Source organism: Arthrobacter pasteuri (genome assembly GCF_054510955.1).
The window spans coordinates 215,617-230,976 of the sequence record NZ_JBTNDO010000003.1; the positions used below are offsets into that span (position 1 = coordinate 215,617).

The 15,360-nt window shown below is 67.4% G+C and carries 12 protein-coding genes and 1 pseudogene; 7 read left to right on the top strand and 6 right to left on the bottom strand.

The window, feature by feature from the left end:
- Positions 1-32: 32 nt before the first annotated feature.
- Together ACX80H_RS14245 and ACX80H_RS14250 are read left to right on the top strand one after the other, a co-directional pair.
- Positions 33-1,076, top strand: a complete 1,044-nt coding sequence (locus ACX80H_RS14245; RefSeq protein WP_459314047.1) for a zinc-dependent alcohol dehydrogenase family protein — start codon at positions 33-35, stop codon at positions 1,074-1,076.
- A 55-nt stretch (positions 1,077-1,131) separates the two neighbouring features.
- Positions 1,132-2,166: an acyl-CoA thioesterase gene (locus ACX80H_RS14250; RefSeq protein WP_459314048.1), complete on the top strand. Its 1,035-nt coding sequence runs from the start codon at positions 1,132-1,134 to the stop codon at positions 2,164-2,166.
- Here the strand turns inward: ACX80H_RS14250 and ACX80H_RS14255 are convergent.
- Complete coding sequence (locus ACX80H_RS14255; protein ID WP_459314049.1) at positions 2,132-3,226, bottom strand: hypothetical protein; 1,095 nt, start codon at positions 3,224-3,226, stop codon at positions 2,132-2,134. The genes ACX80H_RS14250 and ACX80H_RS14255 overlap by 35 nt on opposite strands.
- Before the next feature lie 189 nt (positions 3,227-3,415).
- Between ACX80H_RS14255 and ACX80H_RS14260 the strand changes: the two genes are divergently transcribed.
- Positions 3,416-4,246, top strand: a complete 831-nt coding sequence (locus tag ACX80H_RS14260) for a hypothetical protein (RefSeq protein WP_459314050.1) — start codon at positions 3,416-3,418, stop codon at positions 4,244-4,246.
- A 60-nt stretch (positions 4,247-4,306) separates the two neighbouring features.
- On the opposite strand, the gene ACX80H_RS14265 is transcribed toward ACX80H_RS14260, so the two are convergent.
- Positions 4,307-4,930, bottom strand: coding sequence for an SGNH/GDSL hydrolase family protein (locus ACX80H_RS14265; RefSeq protein WP_459314052.1), 624 nt, complete (start codon positions 4,928-4,930; stop codon positions 4,307-4,309).
- A gap of 146 nt (positions 4,931-5,076) precedes the next feature.
- On the opposite strand from ACX80H_RS14265, the gene ACX80H_RS14270 reads away from it, so the two are divergent.
- Positions 5,077-5,724 (top strand): nucleoside/nucleotide kinase family protein, encoded by a 648-nt coding sequence (locus ACX80H_RS14270; protein ID WP_459314053.1) that lies wholly within the window; start codon positions 5,077-5,079, stop codon positions 5,722-5,724.
- A gap of 789 nt (positions 5,725-6,513) precedes the next feature.
- Positions 6,514-7,614, top strand: a complete 1,101-nt coding sequence (locus ACX80H_RS14275) for a glycoside hydrolase family 6 protein (RefSeq protein ID WP_459314054.1) — start codon at positions 6,514-6,516, stop codon at positions 7,612-7,614.
- Positions 7,615-7,736: 122 nt separating this feature from the next.
- Here the strand turns inward: ACX80H_RS14275 and ACX80H_RS14280 are convergent, their stop codons facing one another.
- Together ACX80H_RS14280 and ACX80H_RS14285 are read right to left on the bottom strand one after the other, a co-directional pair.
- Entirely contained in the window at positions 7,737-9,293 is a 1,557-nt protein-coding gene (locus tag ACX80H_RS14280) for an ArnT family glycosyltransferase (RefSeq protein WP_459314055.1), read from the bottom strand.
- Positions 9,290-10,945, bottom strand: a complete 1,656-nt coding sequence (locus ACX80H_RS14285) for a glycosyltransferase family 2 protein (RefSeq protein WP_459314056.1) — start codon at positions 10,943-10,945, stop codon at positions 9,290-9,292. The genes ACX80H_RS14280 and ACX80H_RS14285 overlap by 4 nt, the downstream gene beginning before the upstream one ends.
- 809 nt (positions 10,946-11,754) lie before the next feature.
- Between ACX80H_RS14285 and ACX80H_RS14290 the strand changes: the two genes are divergently transcribed.
- Positions 11,755-12,483, top strand: a complete 729-nt coding sequence (locus ACX80H_RS14290) for a polyprenol monophosphomannose synthase (RefSeq protein WP_459314057.1) — start codon at positions 11,755-11,757, stop codon at positions 12,481-12,483.
- Positions 12,477-13,228: pseudogene (locus ACX80H_RS14295) on the top strand (IS5 family transposase); the annotation flags it as partial. The gene ACX80H_RS14290 and the pseudogene ACX80H_RS14295, both read left to right, overlap by 7 nt.
- Here ACX80H_RS14295 and ACX80H_RS14300 read toward each other — a convergent pair.
- Positions 13,225-14,061: a ThuA domain-containing protein gene (locus ACX80H_RS14300; RefSeq protein WP_459314058.1), complete on the bottom strand. Its 837-nt coding sequence runs from the start codon at positions 14,059-14,061 to the stop codon at positions 13,225-13,227. The pseudogene ACX80H_RS14295 and the gene ACX80H_RS14300 overlap by 4 nt on opposite strands.
- Positions 14,061-15,104: a Gfo/Idh/MocA family protein gene (locus ACX80H_RS14305; RefSeq protein ID WP_459314116.1), complete on the bottom strand. Its 1,044-nt coding sequence runs from the start codon at positions 15,102-15,104 to the stop codon at positions 14,061-14,063. The genes ACX80H_RS14300 and ACX80H_RS14305 overlap by 1 nt, the downstream gene beginning before the upstream one ends.
- Between the last annotated feature and the right edge of the window lie 256 nt (positions 15,105-15,360).

Here is a 15,360-nt window from a genome sequence, read left to right on the forward strand (position 1 = left end):
GGGGCGGGGAATCCGCGGGGCAGAATAGTGCGATGCGCGCTGTCTGCTTCGACGGGTTCTCCGCCCGCCCTGTCCTCCGGGACGTCCCCGAGCCTGTCCCGTCGCCGAGGGGCGTCGTCGTCCGCGTCGAGGCCACGGGCCTGTGCCGCAGCGACGTGCACGGGTGGCTAGGACACGATGACGGCATCACCCTCCCGCACGTCCCCGGCCACGAGCTCGTGGGCACCATCACCGCGGTCGGCGACGACGTCCGGCTCTTCGCCGTGGGCGACCGCGTCACCACGCCGTTCGTCTGCGCCTGCGGGCGCTGCCCGGAGTGCCTGTCCGGGAACGGGCAGGTGTGCCGCAACCAGACGCAGCCGGGTTTCACGCACTGGGGCTCCTTCGCCGACCTCGTGGCCCTGCATGACGCCGACACCAACCTGATCGCCGTGCCCGGTTCCCTCGACAGCGGCGCCGCCGCGCTGCTCGGCTGCCGGTTCGCGACGTCGTACCGCGGCCTCGTGCACCAGGCGCGCCTCGAAGCCGGCGAGACCCTCGTGGTTATCGGCTGCGGCGGTGTGGGCCTGAGCGCCGTGATGATCGGCGCGGCCCTGGGCGCGGAGGTGGTCGCCGTCGATATCGACGCCGCCGCGCTGGAGCGGGCCAGGAGGTTCGGTGCCGCCGGGACCGTCGATTCCTCCGGCCTGTCACGCGACGCCGTGCTCGAGGCCGTGCGCGCGACGGCGCCGTCGGGCTTCGACGTCTCCGTGGACGCCCTCGGACGCGAGGAGACGGCCGCCGTCGGGATCCTCTCGCTGCGGCCGCGCGGCCGCCACGTGCAGATCGGCCTCTTCCCCTCGGACCCGGTTCTCCCCATGGGCGCGGTCATCGGCAAGGAGCTCTCCATCCTCGGCAGCCACGGCATGCCGGCGCGGGACTATCCCGGGCTGCTCGACCTGGTGGCGGCGGACCGCCTGCGCCCGCAGGACCTCATCGAACGGACCATCTCCCTCGCGGACGTGCCGGACGCCCTGGTGGCCATGGCGGGCGACCGGTCGGCGGGCGGGGTCACCGTCATCGACCTCCGGTTGTGACACCCGCGCGGAGACTGCATTACCGCTTGCGTCTCCCGGGTGGTGATACTGGGGCATGAATGCTTTCTCGCCAACCGCGGAGGCAGCGCACTCCGTCACCCTGAGGTTCCTCGCCTCCCCCACCGACCTGGGACACAGCGGATCGGTCGACGCCGGCACGGTGCTCGAGTGGGTGGACAAGGCCGCCTACGCCGCCGCCGTCGGCTGGGCGAAGACCTACTGCGTCACCGCCTACGTGGGCAACATCCACTTCGCGGACCCCGTGGTGGTGGGCGACCTCGTCGAGGTCGAGGCCACGATCGTCCACACCGGTACGTCCTCGATGCATATCCGGACCGTCGTCTCGTCCGGGTCCGTCTCGGGTAACGATGGCGGGCGGCGCAGCGAATGCCTCGTGATCTTCGTGGCGGTGGGGCCCGATGGCAAACCCGTACCCGTCCCCGCCTTCGAGCCCCGGACCGACGCCGAGCGCCTGGACAGCGACCACGCCGTGGCACGCATCGGCGTCCGCAGGGAGATCGTGGAGGAAATGAGCCGCCAGGAATACACCGACGCCGGCACCGCCGAACGCACCGTCCTCCGGTTCCTCGCCGCGCCGACCGACGTCAACTGGGGTGGCAAGGTCCATGGCGGCACGGTCATGGACTGGATAGACGAGGCCGCCTACGTCTGCTCCACGCGCTACTGCGGGCTGGACACCGTCGCGGTCTTCTCGGGCGGCGTGCGGTTCCTGAAGCCGCTGCATATCGGCGATGTCGTCGAGGTGGAAGCTCGCCTGGTATACACCGGGCACAAAGGCATGCACGTCGCGGTCCACGTCCGCTCCGGCAGCCCGCGGTCCCGGGAGATGGCACTGACCACCACCTGCCTCACGGTCATGGTCGCGCGCGACGACGAGGGCACGGCTGTCCCGGTCCCGCCCTGGGTGCCGCGCTCGGACGAGGACCGGCGCCTCCACGAGCACGCGCGCGACCTGCTGCTCATCCGCAGCCGGGCGCCCGGAAGCATCCTGCCCACCCATCTCCGGCCGGAGGCTTCGGACGCCGCGGGAAGTCTCAGCCGATCGTCGCCGACCGCGCCGGGACGCTGAGTGTCCTGCCGTACGCAGTGACGGAGCGCGTGATGGTCGTGGTGTTGACCGCCACGACACTCCCGTTCGACAGCCGCACCACGTTGACCCCGGCGAACCTGAGCGGCGCCGCCGTGGCGTAGGCGCCCGACGTCACCGCCCTCGTGAGCGCGGTGACCTGGGCATCGCCGACGTCGACCGACGGCGTGGTAACCGTCTCGAAGTTCGCGTCGTCGTCCCAGGCGTTGTCCTGGCAGGTGGGCTCCGCCTGCGAGAGGGTCGCCGTCATCCGGAGGGCGCTGCTCGTGCGCGTCTGCAGCAGATGGCCCAGCGTCATGCGGTGGTCGAGGGTACGTCGGGTCTTCGCCGCCGCCACGACGGACGCCCGCGTGCCGAACCCGTCGCGCAGGCACGGCGCTGAGGTCCCGATGTCGTTCCCCTGGCGGTAGGAGGTCGTCGGCAGTTCGCGCAGCGGCACCGAGTAGTCGTGCTCCACCACGGGCATCCCCGCCGCGGTGATGGCCTGGTACGCCGCGCTCGCCTGGTCCAGGTCGATCGCCGGCAGCGGTCGGCCCGTGCCGGTCGCGACGACGTGCTCGCGGAGCGCGAAATCGACGGAGCGCGTGGCTGCCAGCGTCCTGGCGAGGTTCACCTGGTTGCTCCACGCCGGGTAGACGCCGAGGTTCACGGCGACGGGTACGTCCCGGCCCATGGTGCGCGTGAGCGTCGTGTCGAAGCGCTGGACGGCGGCGATCAGGGCGCGGCCGTAGGCGTCGTCATCGGGCCACGGGCCCCACTGCCCGACGTCGACCATGTCCTGGCCGTGCGAGGGGGACATCGACGCGTCGTCGAGGAAGATGCCGTCGAACCGGGCCGGCGCGGCGTTGGTGGTTCCGCGCTGCGCGTCGGTGCTCAGGAGCGTGTGTGCCGTGGCCGCGCAGGCGTCGGCGTAGGCCGGGGAGAGGTCGGCGACCGTCAGTCCCTCGAAGTGACATATTGCACACGCGCCCCAACCGTGAAGAAGACCACCCCTGAGCGGAGGAGCAGGAGACTCTTCGATGCTCGCGCGGGTTCCGCCCACTCCTCGCCCCCGTGCACTTGAGCGGCTGGAGGACCCGACCGGCAGCAGGCACGACCGGCACAGCATCACGAACCATCAACGAACACACAACGGTTCGACGACGCCGGCAACAATTCCATTGCGGCTCTGTCGCCTGCACCCATCCGGGCTCACCATGGAGCGATCCACCCGCGCTACGAAGGAGTAACCATGGGTCGCCCAGCAACACCAGCACTGCTGTCATCGGGGGCACTGTGCCTCGTTTTGATCCTCTCCGCCTGCGGCTCCCCGGAGGCCGGCGCCGGCACTCCCGAGGCCTCGGACGAAGCCCAACCCGCAACGGCCACCTCCTCCGGGGAACCGACGCCGTCCGGCCAGCCGACCGGGCAGCCGACCGGGTCCGGAGAACCGACACCGTCACCCGCGGAACCGGTGCAGTCCGGGGAACCGTCCGGGCAGCCCTCCGACCAGCCCTCAGGCCAGGCGTCGGACCCCGCCGTGGACGGTGACTGGGCTACCTACACGACGTCGGACGGGAGCCTGTCCTTCGACCACCCCGCGGACTGGGACGTCTCCGACGCGCCGGAAGCTCCCCCCGAGGGGGTGCTGGTCGTCGTCGACGATGGCACCGGGCGACGACTTGCAACCCTGCGCACGAACCTCGTGACCGGCGCCGTCTGCCCGGAGGAACTCCCCTACTCGCTCCTCGATTCGGAGGTGCTTCCCGCCCTCACCCAGGGCTCCGGAACGCCGCGCTTCGTGTTCGAGGGACGGACGGACCCCTCCGTGGCCGACCCGGTGGCCGCTACCACGCTCGCGTACGGGATCACCTCCGGGCCCGAGCCGACGGGGCCGACGGCGTGCCCCATCGCCCACTTCTTCACGTGGCCGCCGTCGGGGGCCGCCTTCGGCGGGACCTATGACCCCTTCGAGATCTACCCGGGAAAGCCCGAGCACATCGACACCCCGCAGGCCTACATGGAGACGGAGGAGTACCAGGACATCAGGGCGATGATCACGTCGCTGCGGCCGGCCGGTTAGCCGTTCTGCCGCCTGTTCTGCCGGCGATTCCGCCCCGCGATCCCGCCCGGAACTGAACGGTCAACGGGCGATCACTATCGAATGCCGTGCCGCCGGCAGGAGGAATGCGGAAATGGCTGCGGCGATCTTCCTGCCGCCCTGCACCGAGGGCTCGATGGGATTCGCGTAGTCGCCGTCGTCGTCGCACACCAGGCGGAGGTCGACGACGGACACGCCGCGTGAGAACGCCGCCCGCGTGATGCAGTCGTTGAAGAACGCGAGCGCCGTGCGGATCACGGCATAGCCCGGTTCGGAGGATGGTGTGTCGTAGATCGTGCAGACCGCCGTGGGCAGCCCCACCGCAGTGACGGCGTCGACCATGGTGTCGTAGTCCCGCGCGAAGTCCCGCTGGGCGGAGGAGAAGGCGAGCAGCGCGTCGGCGACGCCGCGCACGGGCCGCTGCAGCAGGTGCTGGTAACTCAGCGCATCGTTCCCGCCGACGCTGACCACGAGGTGCGTGGCGTCGGGCGGCAGTGCGCGCAGCTGGCGTGCGACGCCCGAGGTGACGTCCCCGTCGACCGCCAGGAGCGTCGCCGTCCAGTCCTGCGGCAGGGCGTCGCGCACCTGCTCGACGACGTCAGGCCCGCCATCGACGTACCGCCCGTTGTCGAAGATGGAATCTCCTAGCAGCACCACGTGTCCCATGCGGCCTCCTGGTTGGTCGGTCCCTCCATCGTCGCTCCAGCGCGCCGCGGCCACCACCGCTTGCCGCGGTGGCCGAGGAGGGCAAGATGGAGTAGAAGCCCTCCGCCGGTACCTTCGGCGTCGGGACCGATCCGAGAGGAGGACACGTGGGTCCAGCCCTCGTCGTCACCGGACCGCAGGACCTCGTGCCGCTCGCCCCTGTCCCGACGGACGGCAGGCGTGTGCTGATCGGGATCGTCGGTCCGCCGGGGGCAGGGAAGTCGACGGTGGCGGGCGCCCTCGCCGCGCTCGACCCGCGAGCCCGGGCGCAGGTCCCCATGGATGGCTTCCACCTGGCGGATGCCGAACTCGCACGGCAGGGGCTGCTGGACCGCAAGGGTGCCCCGGAGACCTTCGACGCCCACGGCTACGCCGCCCTGCTCGCGAGGCTGCGGAGCCGCCCGGACCACCCGGTCTATGCGCCGGCCTTCGAGCGCACCCTCGAGCAACCCCTGGCCAATGCACTCGCGGTGGCTCCCTCGGTCTCGCTCGTAGTGACGGAGGGGAACTACCTGCTGCTGGACCGCCCGGGCTGGCGCGAGGCGCGCCGGCAGCTCGACGAGGTGTGGTTCGTGGACCTCGACGCGGACGTCCGCCGCCGCCGGCTGATCGACCGGCATGTCCGCTTTGGAAAGTCACCGGGGGACGCCGAGGAATGGGTCCGGCGCGTGGACGAACCAAATGCCGGCGTCGTCGAGGCCACCAGGGGCGCTGCCGACCGTGTCCTCGACGTCTCGGGCTGGCAGATCGGCTAGGGCGTGCCTCCTAATGCTTGAAGCAAAGTGTGGTGGCTCTGAGGACGGCTGCAGCGCGAGCTTGTCGCAGCGGGTAGCAAGTCCGCTCCATTGGTTGCCGAGGTTGGAGGAACGCCTGACAACGTTGCGCCCCTTATAGTCCTCTACGTCATATCCCGCCGGTCCGCCGCCCTTGCTGGTCCGAGGGCTCCAGAATGACCGCGACAATCCCGTGTGAGCGCAGGTGCTGCCGGATCACCCTAAACGAGTAGGTCTTGTCGCCGGGGACTCGGTCCGGGCGGGAACGTGGGCGTCCTGGCCTGGCCGGGCAACGTGAAGGTGGTTCATCAGACAGCCGCAGGTTTTGCCCAAGATTCCGCTTTCACACCTAAATCATCTGTAACAGGAGTCACAGATAGGTAGTCTTTCTGGGAATTCATCCGGCTGGCTCAGGCCCGGATTCTGCTGGGTTCGAAGCAACCTCGAGCGTCGAACCCGCGGCTCACGTAAGGAAGCACGATGCGTCTCAGACCCATGAAGGTTCTTGCTCTGGCAGTAATCGGGATGATGATCGCTGCCTCGAGTGCTGCGGCGGCCACCGACTTCACCGCCCCCTGTACCACGGCAGAAACGGCCTGCCTGGCCCAGCGGCTCACGGCCGTCGAAGCGTGGATCGAGGCAAACGACACGGACGCGCCCGCCCCCAGCACCAGCCCCACCCCCGCTCCATCACCCACCACGGCCGCCGCCACCTGGGACGGGTCGATCCGCTACGGATCTGCGGCTGCCGGGAAGCCGACGCCTCTCGCCGTGACCATCACCTCCCCGTCGGGAACCCAGGGAAACAAGGTCGTCTACGTCGAAGCGTGGCAGAACAACGTCCGGAAAGCGGACGTGTTCGTGGAGGGCCGGGACCTCACCGGGACGACGACCCAGAACCTCAGCCTCCCGGCACTCCCTGCGGGCGTCTACGAACTTCGATTGATGGTGTTCGATGGACCTCCCGCGGGTTCCTACACCTGGGGGGCCGTGCTTCTTAAGTCGGTGGAACAGAACCTCACTGTCCCTGCTGCAACAGCCCCGGCTTCCACGACCACGGGGGTCCTGTACGACGGTCCAGGGCAGGTCGACCAGTTTGCCGGATTCGACGTGCTGAAAACCACGCCGACGGGTATATGGGTAGGCGACTGGGAGGCTGACATTCAGGCTCGCGCCGCGCAGCTTCGCAAGGACGCAGGAGGGAAGACAATCCCGCTGGTCGTTTACAACATTCCCGGGCGCGACGGTAACAACTTTTCGGCTGGTGGGGCCAGTAGCGTCGCGGCCTACAAGCTGTGGGTCGACAAGCTCGCGGCGGGACTCGGCACCGCGCCGGTCATTATTTCTCTGGAGCCGGATGCCCTCGCGCTTTACAGCGACCTGACGGCCGCCCGCCAGGTTGAACGATCCGACGCCATGAAGTACGCCGTGCAGAAGCTTAAGGAGAACCCGAACGCGAAGGTCTACGTTGACGCTTCCAACTGGATCGACCCCACCGAAATGCAGCGGCGCATCAAGACGATCATCCCGGCTGGTGGCACCGTCGACGGCGTCAGCGTGAACGTCGCCGCTCACAACTCGAACGCCTCCATCATCGACTACGGAAACAGGGTCATCGCGGCTTCCAAGCTCCCGTGGAAGATGATCGTGGATACGAGCCGGAACGGTGTCGCTACAGCCACCACATGGTGCAACCCGACCGGGCAGGGACTCGGGAAATTACCGACCCTCAACCCCGGAATCCCGAACGTCGATGCTCTCCTTTGGATCAAGACTCCCGGCGAGTCGGACGGCACCTGCAACGGAGGTCCTCCCGCCGGTGCGTTCTTCCCGGAACGCGCCCAGGAACTGATCGATAAGGCCCGCTTATAGCCGGCAGGAAGTGCTGCATCGAAGCGGGATGTCCTCCGTGGTGTGCCTGAACTGCTTCCCCTTCCGCGGCAGTGGAAAGGGCCCGCTCCAGTTGGAGCGAGCCCTTCGGCGTCAGCGCGAATTTACTGCTGGATACCGTCAAACCTCTGGTAGATCCGCCAGGTGTGGTCAGTGTCGGGGTCAGTGACCGTGTCGGTCAGGGCGAACCCGAACGTTTCCGGCTGCAGCTGCTGCCCCGTTTCCGTGCTGCCGTCCAGGACGACGAGTTGGAAGTAGTTGTCCTCCAGTGCGTGCTGGTAGGCCTCCAATCCTTGAAACTCCTGGCCGTTCTCGTCGGGATCGTCGTAGGAGAACGAGTTTTGGTAGGTCGCCGTCCACTGCCACGGGTCGGTCTTGTCTCCCAGTGAGTAGGTCAAGGGCTCGGGGACCTCGGTCATCGCACGGATCCACGGCATGGAGTCCACCGCGTACTCGACAGTGTCATGGAGGGGGGTGGTGTCCGGCCAGGCGCTGTAGAGCTTCTCGGACTGGATGAGCCCGGTCATGAGCGCGGCGTAGCAAATTCCCACGACGAGCAGGACGGTGATCCGCCGGGCGGCCCGCACCAAGGCTGAGAGCAGAACTCCGGCCAGTGGTGCGCCGAAGATCATGCCCAGCACCAGGTGCTTGTGCAGGGATACTGCCTCGCCTGTGAAGATCTGGTAGCCGGGGGCCGCCACCGTGCCTGCCAGCAGCACTACCGCGAGGATCGGTTGGCGGCGCATGAGGTAGATTCCACCGCTGATCATCAGGACGAAGGTGACTCCGGCCCAGACCCCGACGTCGCTGACTAGATCCCAGACGGGTGTCTCGCTCATTGCGGTCCGGTCCGTTGTGGTCATTTGGAGGCCGACCACAAGCTCCGAAGCCCAGGTCAGCACGGAGCCGATCAGTAGCGCCAGTGTGGTGAGGCCGGCGACTACTCCGCGCGCCACCGCCCGCTTCCGGGTGGCACGCACCGCCCAGCCGACGACCAGCGTCAGCAGCAGGACGAAGGGGACGTCCACGGCCGAGGAGTACTTCAGCAGTACGGCCAGGGAGCACAGGGCCCCGATCGCCACGCCCCACAGGACCGAGCGGTTGCGCTTGCTCGACCAGATGCTCAGAGCCGCTGCCCAGGCGATGAGGGCGAAGCTGGGGGCGTCGAAGGTGGCGAAGTTGGACAGGAAGATGACCGGCGCGGACAGGGCGAAGACGAATGCGGAGAAAATGCCCGCCGTGCGCGGCCGGGCATGGTGCTCGAAGAGAACGTTTGCGGCCCAGTAGACCGCCACCGTTGCGCTGAGCATGCAGGCCGTGGAGAACAGCCGGGCGAGGGTCAAGCCGCCGAGCTGGTCCAGGAACGCCCCCAGCACCGGGTAGAGCATTGGTGCGCCGGAGAAGAACGTCTCGGGGTCGGTGTACACCTCGACGGTTGGGTTTGCCCAGGACTGCATGATCCAGTCACCGGTGTAGAGGTAGAGGGCCTCGTCCTGGAACGCCGTATTGCTCAGTCGCAATGCCGAGATCGCTTGCACCAGCAGGATCAGGGCGATCGGAATCTGGCGGATGTACCGGCCTGCTCCGGCCCGTTTGTCCGGCGGCAAGAAGGACTCTGCCGCTGCCCGCCACGTCGAACGAGTGTCGATGGCCGTGCTCATCGTGCCTCCTCCATCGTCGTCGCGGTCGTCTCAGTGGCCGTGTCAGCGGCGGTGGTGCGGCCCCAGCCCATCGCGAGTGTCCCGACCGGGATGAACACGTAGGCCGAGAGCGCGAAGAGGACGATGCTGGCCCAGAACTGGTCGATGCCGAACCGGTAAACGCCCAGACCGAGGCCGACGAGGGTCAGCGCCTGGGTGATGAGTATGTACGGCCCCATGAAGGAGCGCACGCGCTGACCGATGGGTACCTGCATCGATGTGCTGCCGGTCGGCACCCACTCCGCAACGAGGCCCCGGAACATGTCGGCGATGCAGAAAAGGTGGGCGAAGCCGTAGATGGTCTGCACCCGCAGCACGTCCAGCCGCCAGCGGCCCAGGGAGACGGACGGCAGCACGATTAGCCACAGGGCTACCGCGCCCAACAGGGGCAGGGAGTTGAGCGGGGTGACGTTCTGCGCGAACAGGAACACCATGACCAGCAAGGGAATGGGCGCGAGCAGCGCGATCATCGCGGTGCTCATGTAGTACAGGAATCCCGACCAGAAGCTCACCCGCTGGCGCAGGGTCAGCGCGGGGGTGTCGTGGAATGAGTTCGCTGCTACGAGCGACATCGAGCCCTCGCACCACCGGTACTGCTGGGCGATGAAGGAATCAACGTCTGTCGGAGACTGACCCCGGGAGACCAGCGTCGGCACGTACTTGAGCTGGTAGCCCTGCTCCTGCATGTGCAGGCCGGTATAGACGTCCTCGCTGTGACCGATCAGCGGGAAGCCGCCGATCGCGTCCAGCGCCTCACGACGGTAAACGGCCGACGTGCCGACGCAGATCGCCCCGCCCACCGCATCACGCGAGGGCTGGATGAACCGGTAGAACAGTTCCTGGGTGGCGCCGGCGCACCGCTCCAACCAGGACATGGAACGGTCGGTGTAGAAGTGCTGCGGGCTCTGCACGATGCCGACCGTGGGATCGTCCATGTACGGCACGAGCTCCACCAGGAAATCGGGCCGGGGCACGAAGTCCGCATCGAAGATCACGACGTGGTCGCCGGACGTGTGCTCGTAGGCGTGCTGGAGATTCCCTGCCTTCTTGTAGGCGCTGCCATCGCGGGCCAGGTACTCGAAGCCGCTGCGAGCAGCGAGATCGCGGACCTCGGCGCGCCCGGCGTCATCGAGCACATGGACCGTCAGGTCGCCCGGCCACATCAGATTCTGGACGTGGTGAGCTGTGTTCGCCAGCACCTCCAGGTCCTCGCCGTAGGTAGGGATGAAGACGTCGACGCTCGGCACCCGGTCGGGGTTCCACAGCTCGACGGTGGCCGCGTGGTCGGTCATCGACACGCGTCGACGGAAGGTCGAGGTCCACAGGCTCAGGACCTGTTCGGTGACAAGCAGGATCAGGGGCAGAAGGAAGATCAGGGTCCAGTAGGACTGCGTAGCCAGGCCCACGAAGCTGACAACCACCCCGGCCATGGCCAGGGCGGAGACCCAGAACACCCAGCGGTGCTGCGGCGTGCGCAGGTAGGAGTATTTTTCCTCGTCACCGGGCGGCATCAGCCACGCGAAGCTCGACTGACTCGGGTTGATGACACCGTCGGTTTCGGCTTGTTCTTCCGCCGTGACGGCCGACCGAACCGTTCCTTCATTGTTGACCAAGGCCAATGAGACTCCCCTATAGCTGGTGGATCTGAACGCCCTGTCCTTATCCACGTTCACTGACATAGGCGTGACCACATGCCTTTTACTCGTGGGCGTAGCTCACGAGTAAAAGGAAGGACGCGATGACCACGACTCGAAGTTGCGGGCGATCAGCGCTGAGAGTCGGTACACGTCCATGCACCCACGAGAGTGGTGCTTCATGACGGCCCGATCGGTAGTCAACGAGGATTATTGGACCTCGGACATGCGACCCATGCTTTGACCGTAGTAAAGCCCCATGGCTTAAACACGAGTATTCGGTACCTAATATCTGCCGCGAACTACTCGCTTGATGAGGTTTTTCCCGAGTAGTCGGTCATGGCCCTGACGATGCGAGAGCAGACCCTGCCGGGGCGGTTCCTGGCGTTCATCTCGTGACAGTCCTGAGCGAGCGGGGCCGGTGCTAGAAACAGACCAGACACCTTGATGTCTTCACAGTTTTAATGCTTGGCGAATAGCTACTAAGGAACCAGAGGCACGCGCATCCTCGTTCTGGGGCCAATGATCTCGACAGTGGGCCATTCGACTGTGGTTCGGGTGGCTTCTTTCAGGAATGATGACAACGGATTAGCCGGTGTGCACGTAAGCAGCGATGTGCTGCACGTCCGGCAGTGCCCTCAGGTGCAGATTATTTTTGCTGCTACTTTCTCAGCAGTCCGCGCTGAGAAAATTTTGGCGCCAGCAGAATAACCTATGCTTGCAGATCGGCTCCCCGTCCGGGGCCGGTCCCTGCGCTATGCGCACCCCCGATGGAAAGGCCTACCTGCGTGCGAGTCGTCACGATCATTCCCACCTACAACGAGATTGAGTCACTTCCGCTGACCCTCGCCCGCCTGCGCGCGGCAGTGCCGGACTCGGACGTCCTCATCGTGGACGACAACAGCCCGGACGGTACCGGGGATCTCGCTGACCGGGCTGCGGCGGCTGACGACCAGGTCCACGTGCTGCACCGGACCGGCAAGGAAGGCCTCGGGGCCGCCTACATCGCCGGCTTCCGCTGGGCGCTGGCGCGCGACTACGACGTGCTCGTGGAGATGGACGCCGACGGGTCGCACAAGCCCGAACAGCTGCAGGGCCTGCTCGACGCGGTGGACCGCGCGGACCTGGTGATCGGCAGTCGCTGGGTTCCCGGCGGCAGCGTGGTGAACTGGCCTGCCCACCGCAAGCTCCTCTCGCGCGGGGGCAGCACCTATTCGCGCCTGATGCTCGGGCTGCGGGTCCGGGACATCACCGCCGGTTACCGGGCGTTCCGCCGCTCCACCCTCGAAGCACTCGACCTCTCGGCCGTGGACTCCGTCGGCTACGGCTTCCAGGTGGACATGACGTTCCGCGTCGCCCGTCTCGGCCTCACCATCGTGGAGGTCCCCATCACGTTCGTGGAGCGGGAGCTCGGAGCGTCGAAGATGAGCGGCAACATCGTGTTCGAGGCGATCGCCAGCGTCACGCGGTGGGGGCTCAGCGCCCGGTGGAACAAACTGACCCGCCGAGACCAGTAAGGGACCTCGGGTCGTGGCAGACGTTGTGGAAACGACACCGCCGCTACTTGCGGTGGTGTCACCTGGGACCGACTGCACGCCGAGCTGCTGGCCGACGCGGAGGCGACCGGGCAGATCGACTGGAGCGTGAGCGTAAATTCCACGGTCAACCGCGCTCATCAGCACGCAACGAACCTGCCCCGGGTTGCAGGTGACCCAGGGGGCCCTGTCGAGTTACAAGAAACTCCGGGAAGAACCCGCTGATTACGGCATCGGCCGGTCGAGGGGCGGGCTGAGCACGAAGATCCATCACCTCGTCGACCGGCGAGGACTGCCCCTGGTGGTCCTCATCAAACCGGGCCAGGCTGGCGACGCGCCGATGTTCGAAGATCCTGATGGACCACCTCCGCGTCGCCCGGCCGAGCCATGGACGCCACGCTCCCGACCGGAGCGTCCGTGGTGACAAAGCCTACTCGTTCCGCGCGATTCGGCAGCATCTGCGCTCCCGCGGGATCATCGCGGTCATTCCGGAGCCCTCTGACCAGCAAGGACACCACAAACGCCGCGGCAGCAACGGCGGCAGGCCTGTGGGCTACGACGTCGAGGACTACAAGAGACGCAACGTCGTAGAACGTTCCTTCAACCTCGGCAAGTAATGGCGTGGACTTGCTACCCGCTACGACAAGCTCGCCCTCACCTACCGCGGCGCAGCCGTCCTCAGAGCCATCGCACTCTCTGGCTCCAACCACTAGGAGAAACCCCCTAGCCCTCCAGGAACCAGCCGCGCGCAGGATTCCCGACGCCGGGTACGGCGCGGTCGCCGCCGGGCTGTGCCACCCAGTCGACGCCGTTGGCGATCACGCGCTGGACCTGGGGATGGTGGTAGACGGGGTACTCCTGGTCGCCCGGGCTGAAGTAGAAGATCCGGCCCTTGCCCCGCGAGAAGGTCACGCCGGACCGGAACACCTCTCCGCCCTCGAAGGAGCTGATGAAGATCAGGTCGTCGGGTTCCGGGATGTCGAAGAGCTCACCGTACATCTCCTGCTCCGGGATGACGATCGGACTCTCGATACCCGCGGCGATGGGGTGGGACGGCTTGACGGTCCACACGAGCTCGCGCTCACCGTCGTTCCGCCACTTCAGCGAGCACGTGGTGCCGAGGAGCCGCGTGAGGATCTTCGAGAAGTGGCCGGAATGCAGCACCACGAGGCCCATGCCGCCGAGGACGTGCCGGTGCACGCGGTCGACGACGTCGTCCGACACCTCGCCGTGGGCGATGTGCCCCCACCAAAGCAGCACATCGGTGCCCGCGAGCCGCTCCTCGGTGAGTCCGTGTTCCGGGTCCGCCAGGGTCGCCGTCGTGATGTCCGAGCCCGGGAAGTAGCGGGCGAGGGAATCGGCGATGGCTCCATGGATGCCCCGCGGGTACATGGCGCCGATGGTCGCGGGCTCGTTGCGGGCCTCGTGGACGCCCTCGTTCCACACGATGATGGCGGGCTTGCTGTCGAACGTCCTGTCGTTCTCCCTGTCGTTCTCCCTGCCGTTCTCCCTGCCGTTCTCCCTGCCGTTCCCCATGTCGTGTGCCTCTTCGTGTGCCATCAGAGCTGGACCTCCCGGTGCTGGGCTGCGGATGCGTAGCAGGCGTCGATGATGCGGGCCCGGGCGAGCGCGAGTGAGCCGTCGTGCCTGCCCCACTCGGACTCGCCCGCACGGATGGCGGCGAGGAAGTCGTCGACCACACCCCGGTGGCCCAGGGGCGGACCGATCTCCGGATCGTAGTCGCCGTCCTCGGTGAACACGTGAAGGGTTTCCACGGCGTCGCTCGGCGCACCAATCCTGGTCATCTCGGCGCCGCCGTCGGTCCCGTAGACCCGGAAATCCATGAGGTCGTCCGCATCGCGATAGGCGGCCCAGCCGGCCTCGACGAGGAGGGTCGCGCCGCCGTCGAGCCGGAGAAAGGCCGAGGCGAAATCCTCCACCTCGAACGCCGAGCCTGCTGCCTGTGCACCGTAGGTTCCCCCGCCCCGGCCCCGGGGTCCCAGTTCCGCGTAGGTCGACGCCGAGACGGAGAGGACCGTCGGCTCGCCCAGCAGGTACAGCGCGTAGTCGAGCACGTGGACGCCGATGTCCGCGAGGGGCCCGCCGCCTGCCATCTCCCGATTGGTGAACCAGCTCCCCAGCGACGGGATGCCGGAGCGGCGGAGCCAGGACGCCCTGGCATAGTAGGGACGGCCGAGTCCGCCGTCGTCGATGATGCGCTTGAGGGCAGTGATGCCGCCCCGCCGGCGGTGGTTGAACGCGACGTCGAGCACGCGACCGGCCCTGCGTGCCGCGTCGACCATGAGCCAGCCCTCGTCACCGTTGCGCGCGAGCGGCTTCTCGCTGAGTACATGGAGGCCGCGGTCGAGCGCGGCGATCGTAATCGGTGCGTGGAGGAACGTGGGGACGGCGACGCTGACGGCGTCGAGCCCTTCGAGCGCGATGAGGTCCTCCCACCGCGCGACCGCATGCGGAATGCCGTACTCGTCGCGGAGCTCGGCGAGGAGTACGGGCTCCATGCCGGCCACCCCGACGAGCTCGACGTCCTCCCGGTTCCCGTAGGCCTCGAGGTGCTGGCGCCCGGCCCAGCCGATACCCACCACGCCTACCCTGAGGCGGCGTTGCCCGTGCGGTGCATGCTCGTCCACGGATGCGGTCCTTCGCTCTCGGGGCTGCGGCGTGAGCCCCTCCAGTAGTCCTACCGCCCGGCCGCGGGTGTTGTCCACGAGCCCCTGGAGCCGGTCGGCAGTGGCGCGAGGTGCGTGAGCCGTGCCGAGGGTCAGGAGGGAACGTGCCCGGACGTACGTCCCGGGAAGGGTTTCGGCGCCCGCCTCGTTAGCGCCTGTACACGCACCGAAC

Coding starts and splice junctions, on each gene's coding strand:
- ACX80H_RS14245 (WP_459314047.1), top strand. CDS start 33: ATGCGCGCTGTCTGCTTCGACGGGTTCTCCGCCCGCCCTGTCCTCCGG.
- ACX80H_RS14250 (WP_459314048.1), top strand. CDS start 1,132: ATGAATGCTTTCTCGCCAACCGCGGAGGCAGCGCACTCCGTCACCCTG.
- ACX80H_RS14280 (WP_459314055.1), bottom strand. CDS start 9,293: ATGAGCACGGCCATCGACACTCGTTCGACGTGGCGGGCAGCGGCAGAG.
- ACX80H_RS14300 (WP_459314058.1), bottom strand. CDS start 14,061: ATGGCACACGAAGAGGCACACGACATGGGGAACGGCAGGGAGAACGGC.
- ACX80H_RS14265 (WP_459314052.1), bottom strand. CDS start 4,930: ATGGGACACGTGGTGCTGCTAGGAGATTCCATCTTCGACAACGGGCGG.
- ACX80H_RS14260 (WP_459314050.1), top strand. CDS start 3,416: ATGGGTCGCCCAGCAACACCAGCACTGCTGTCATCGGGGGCACTGTGC.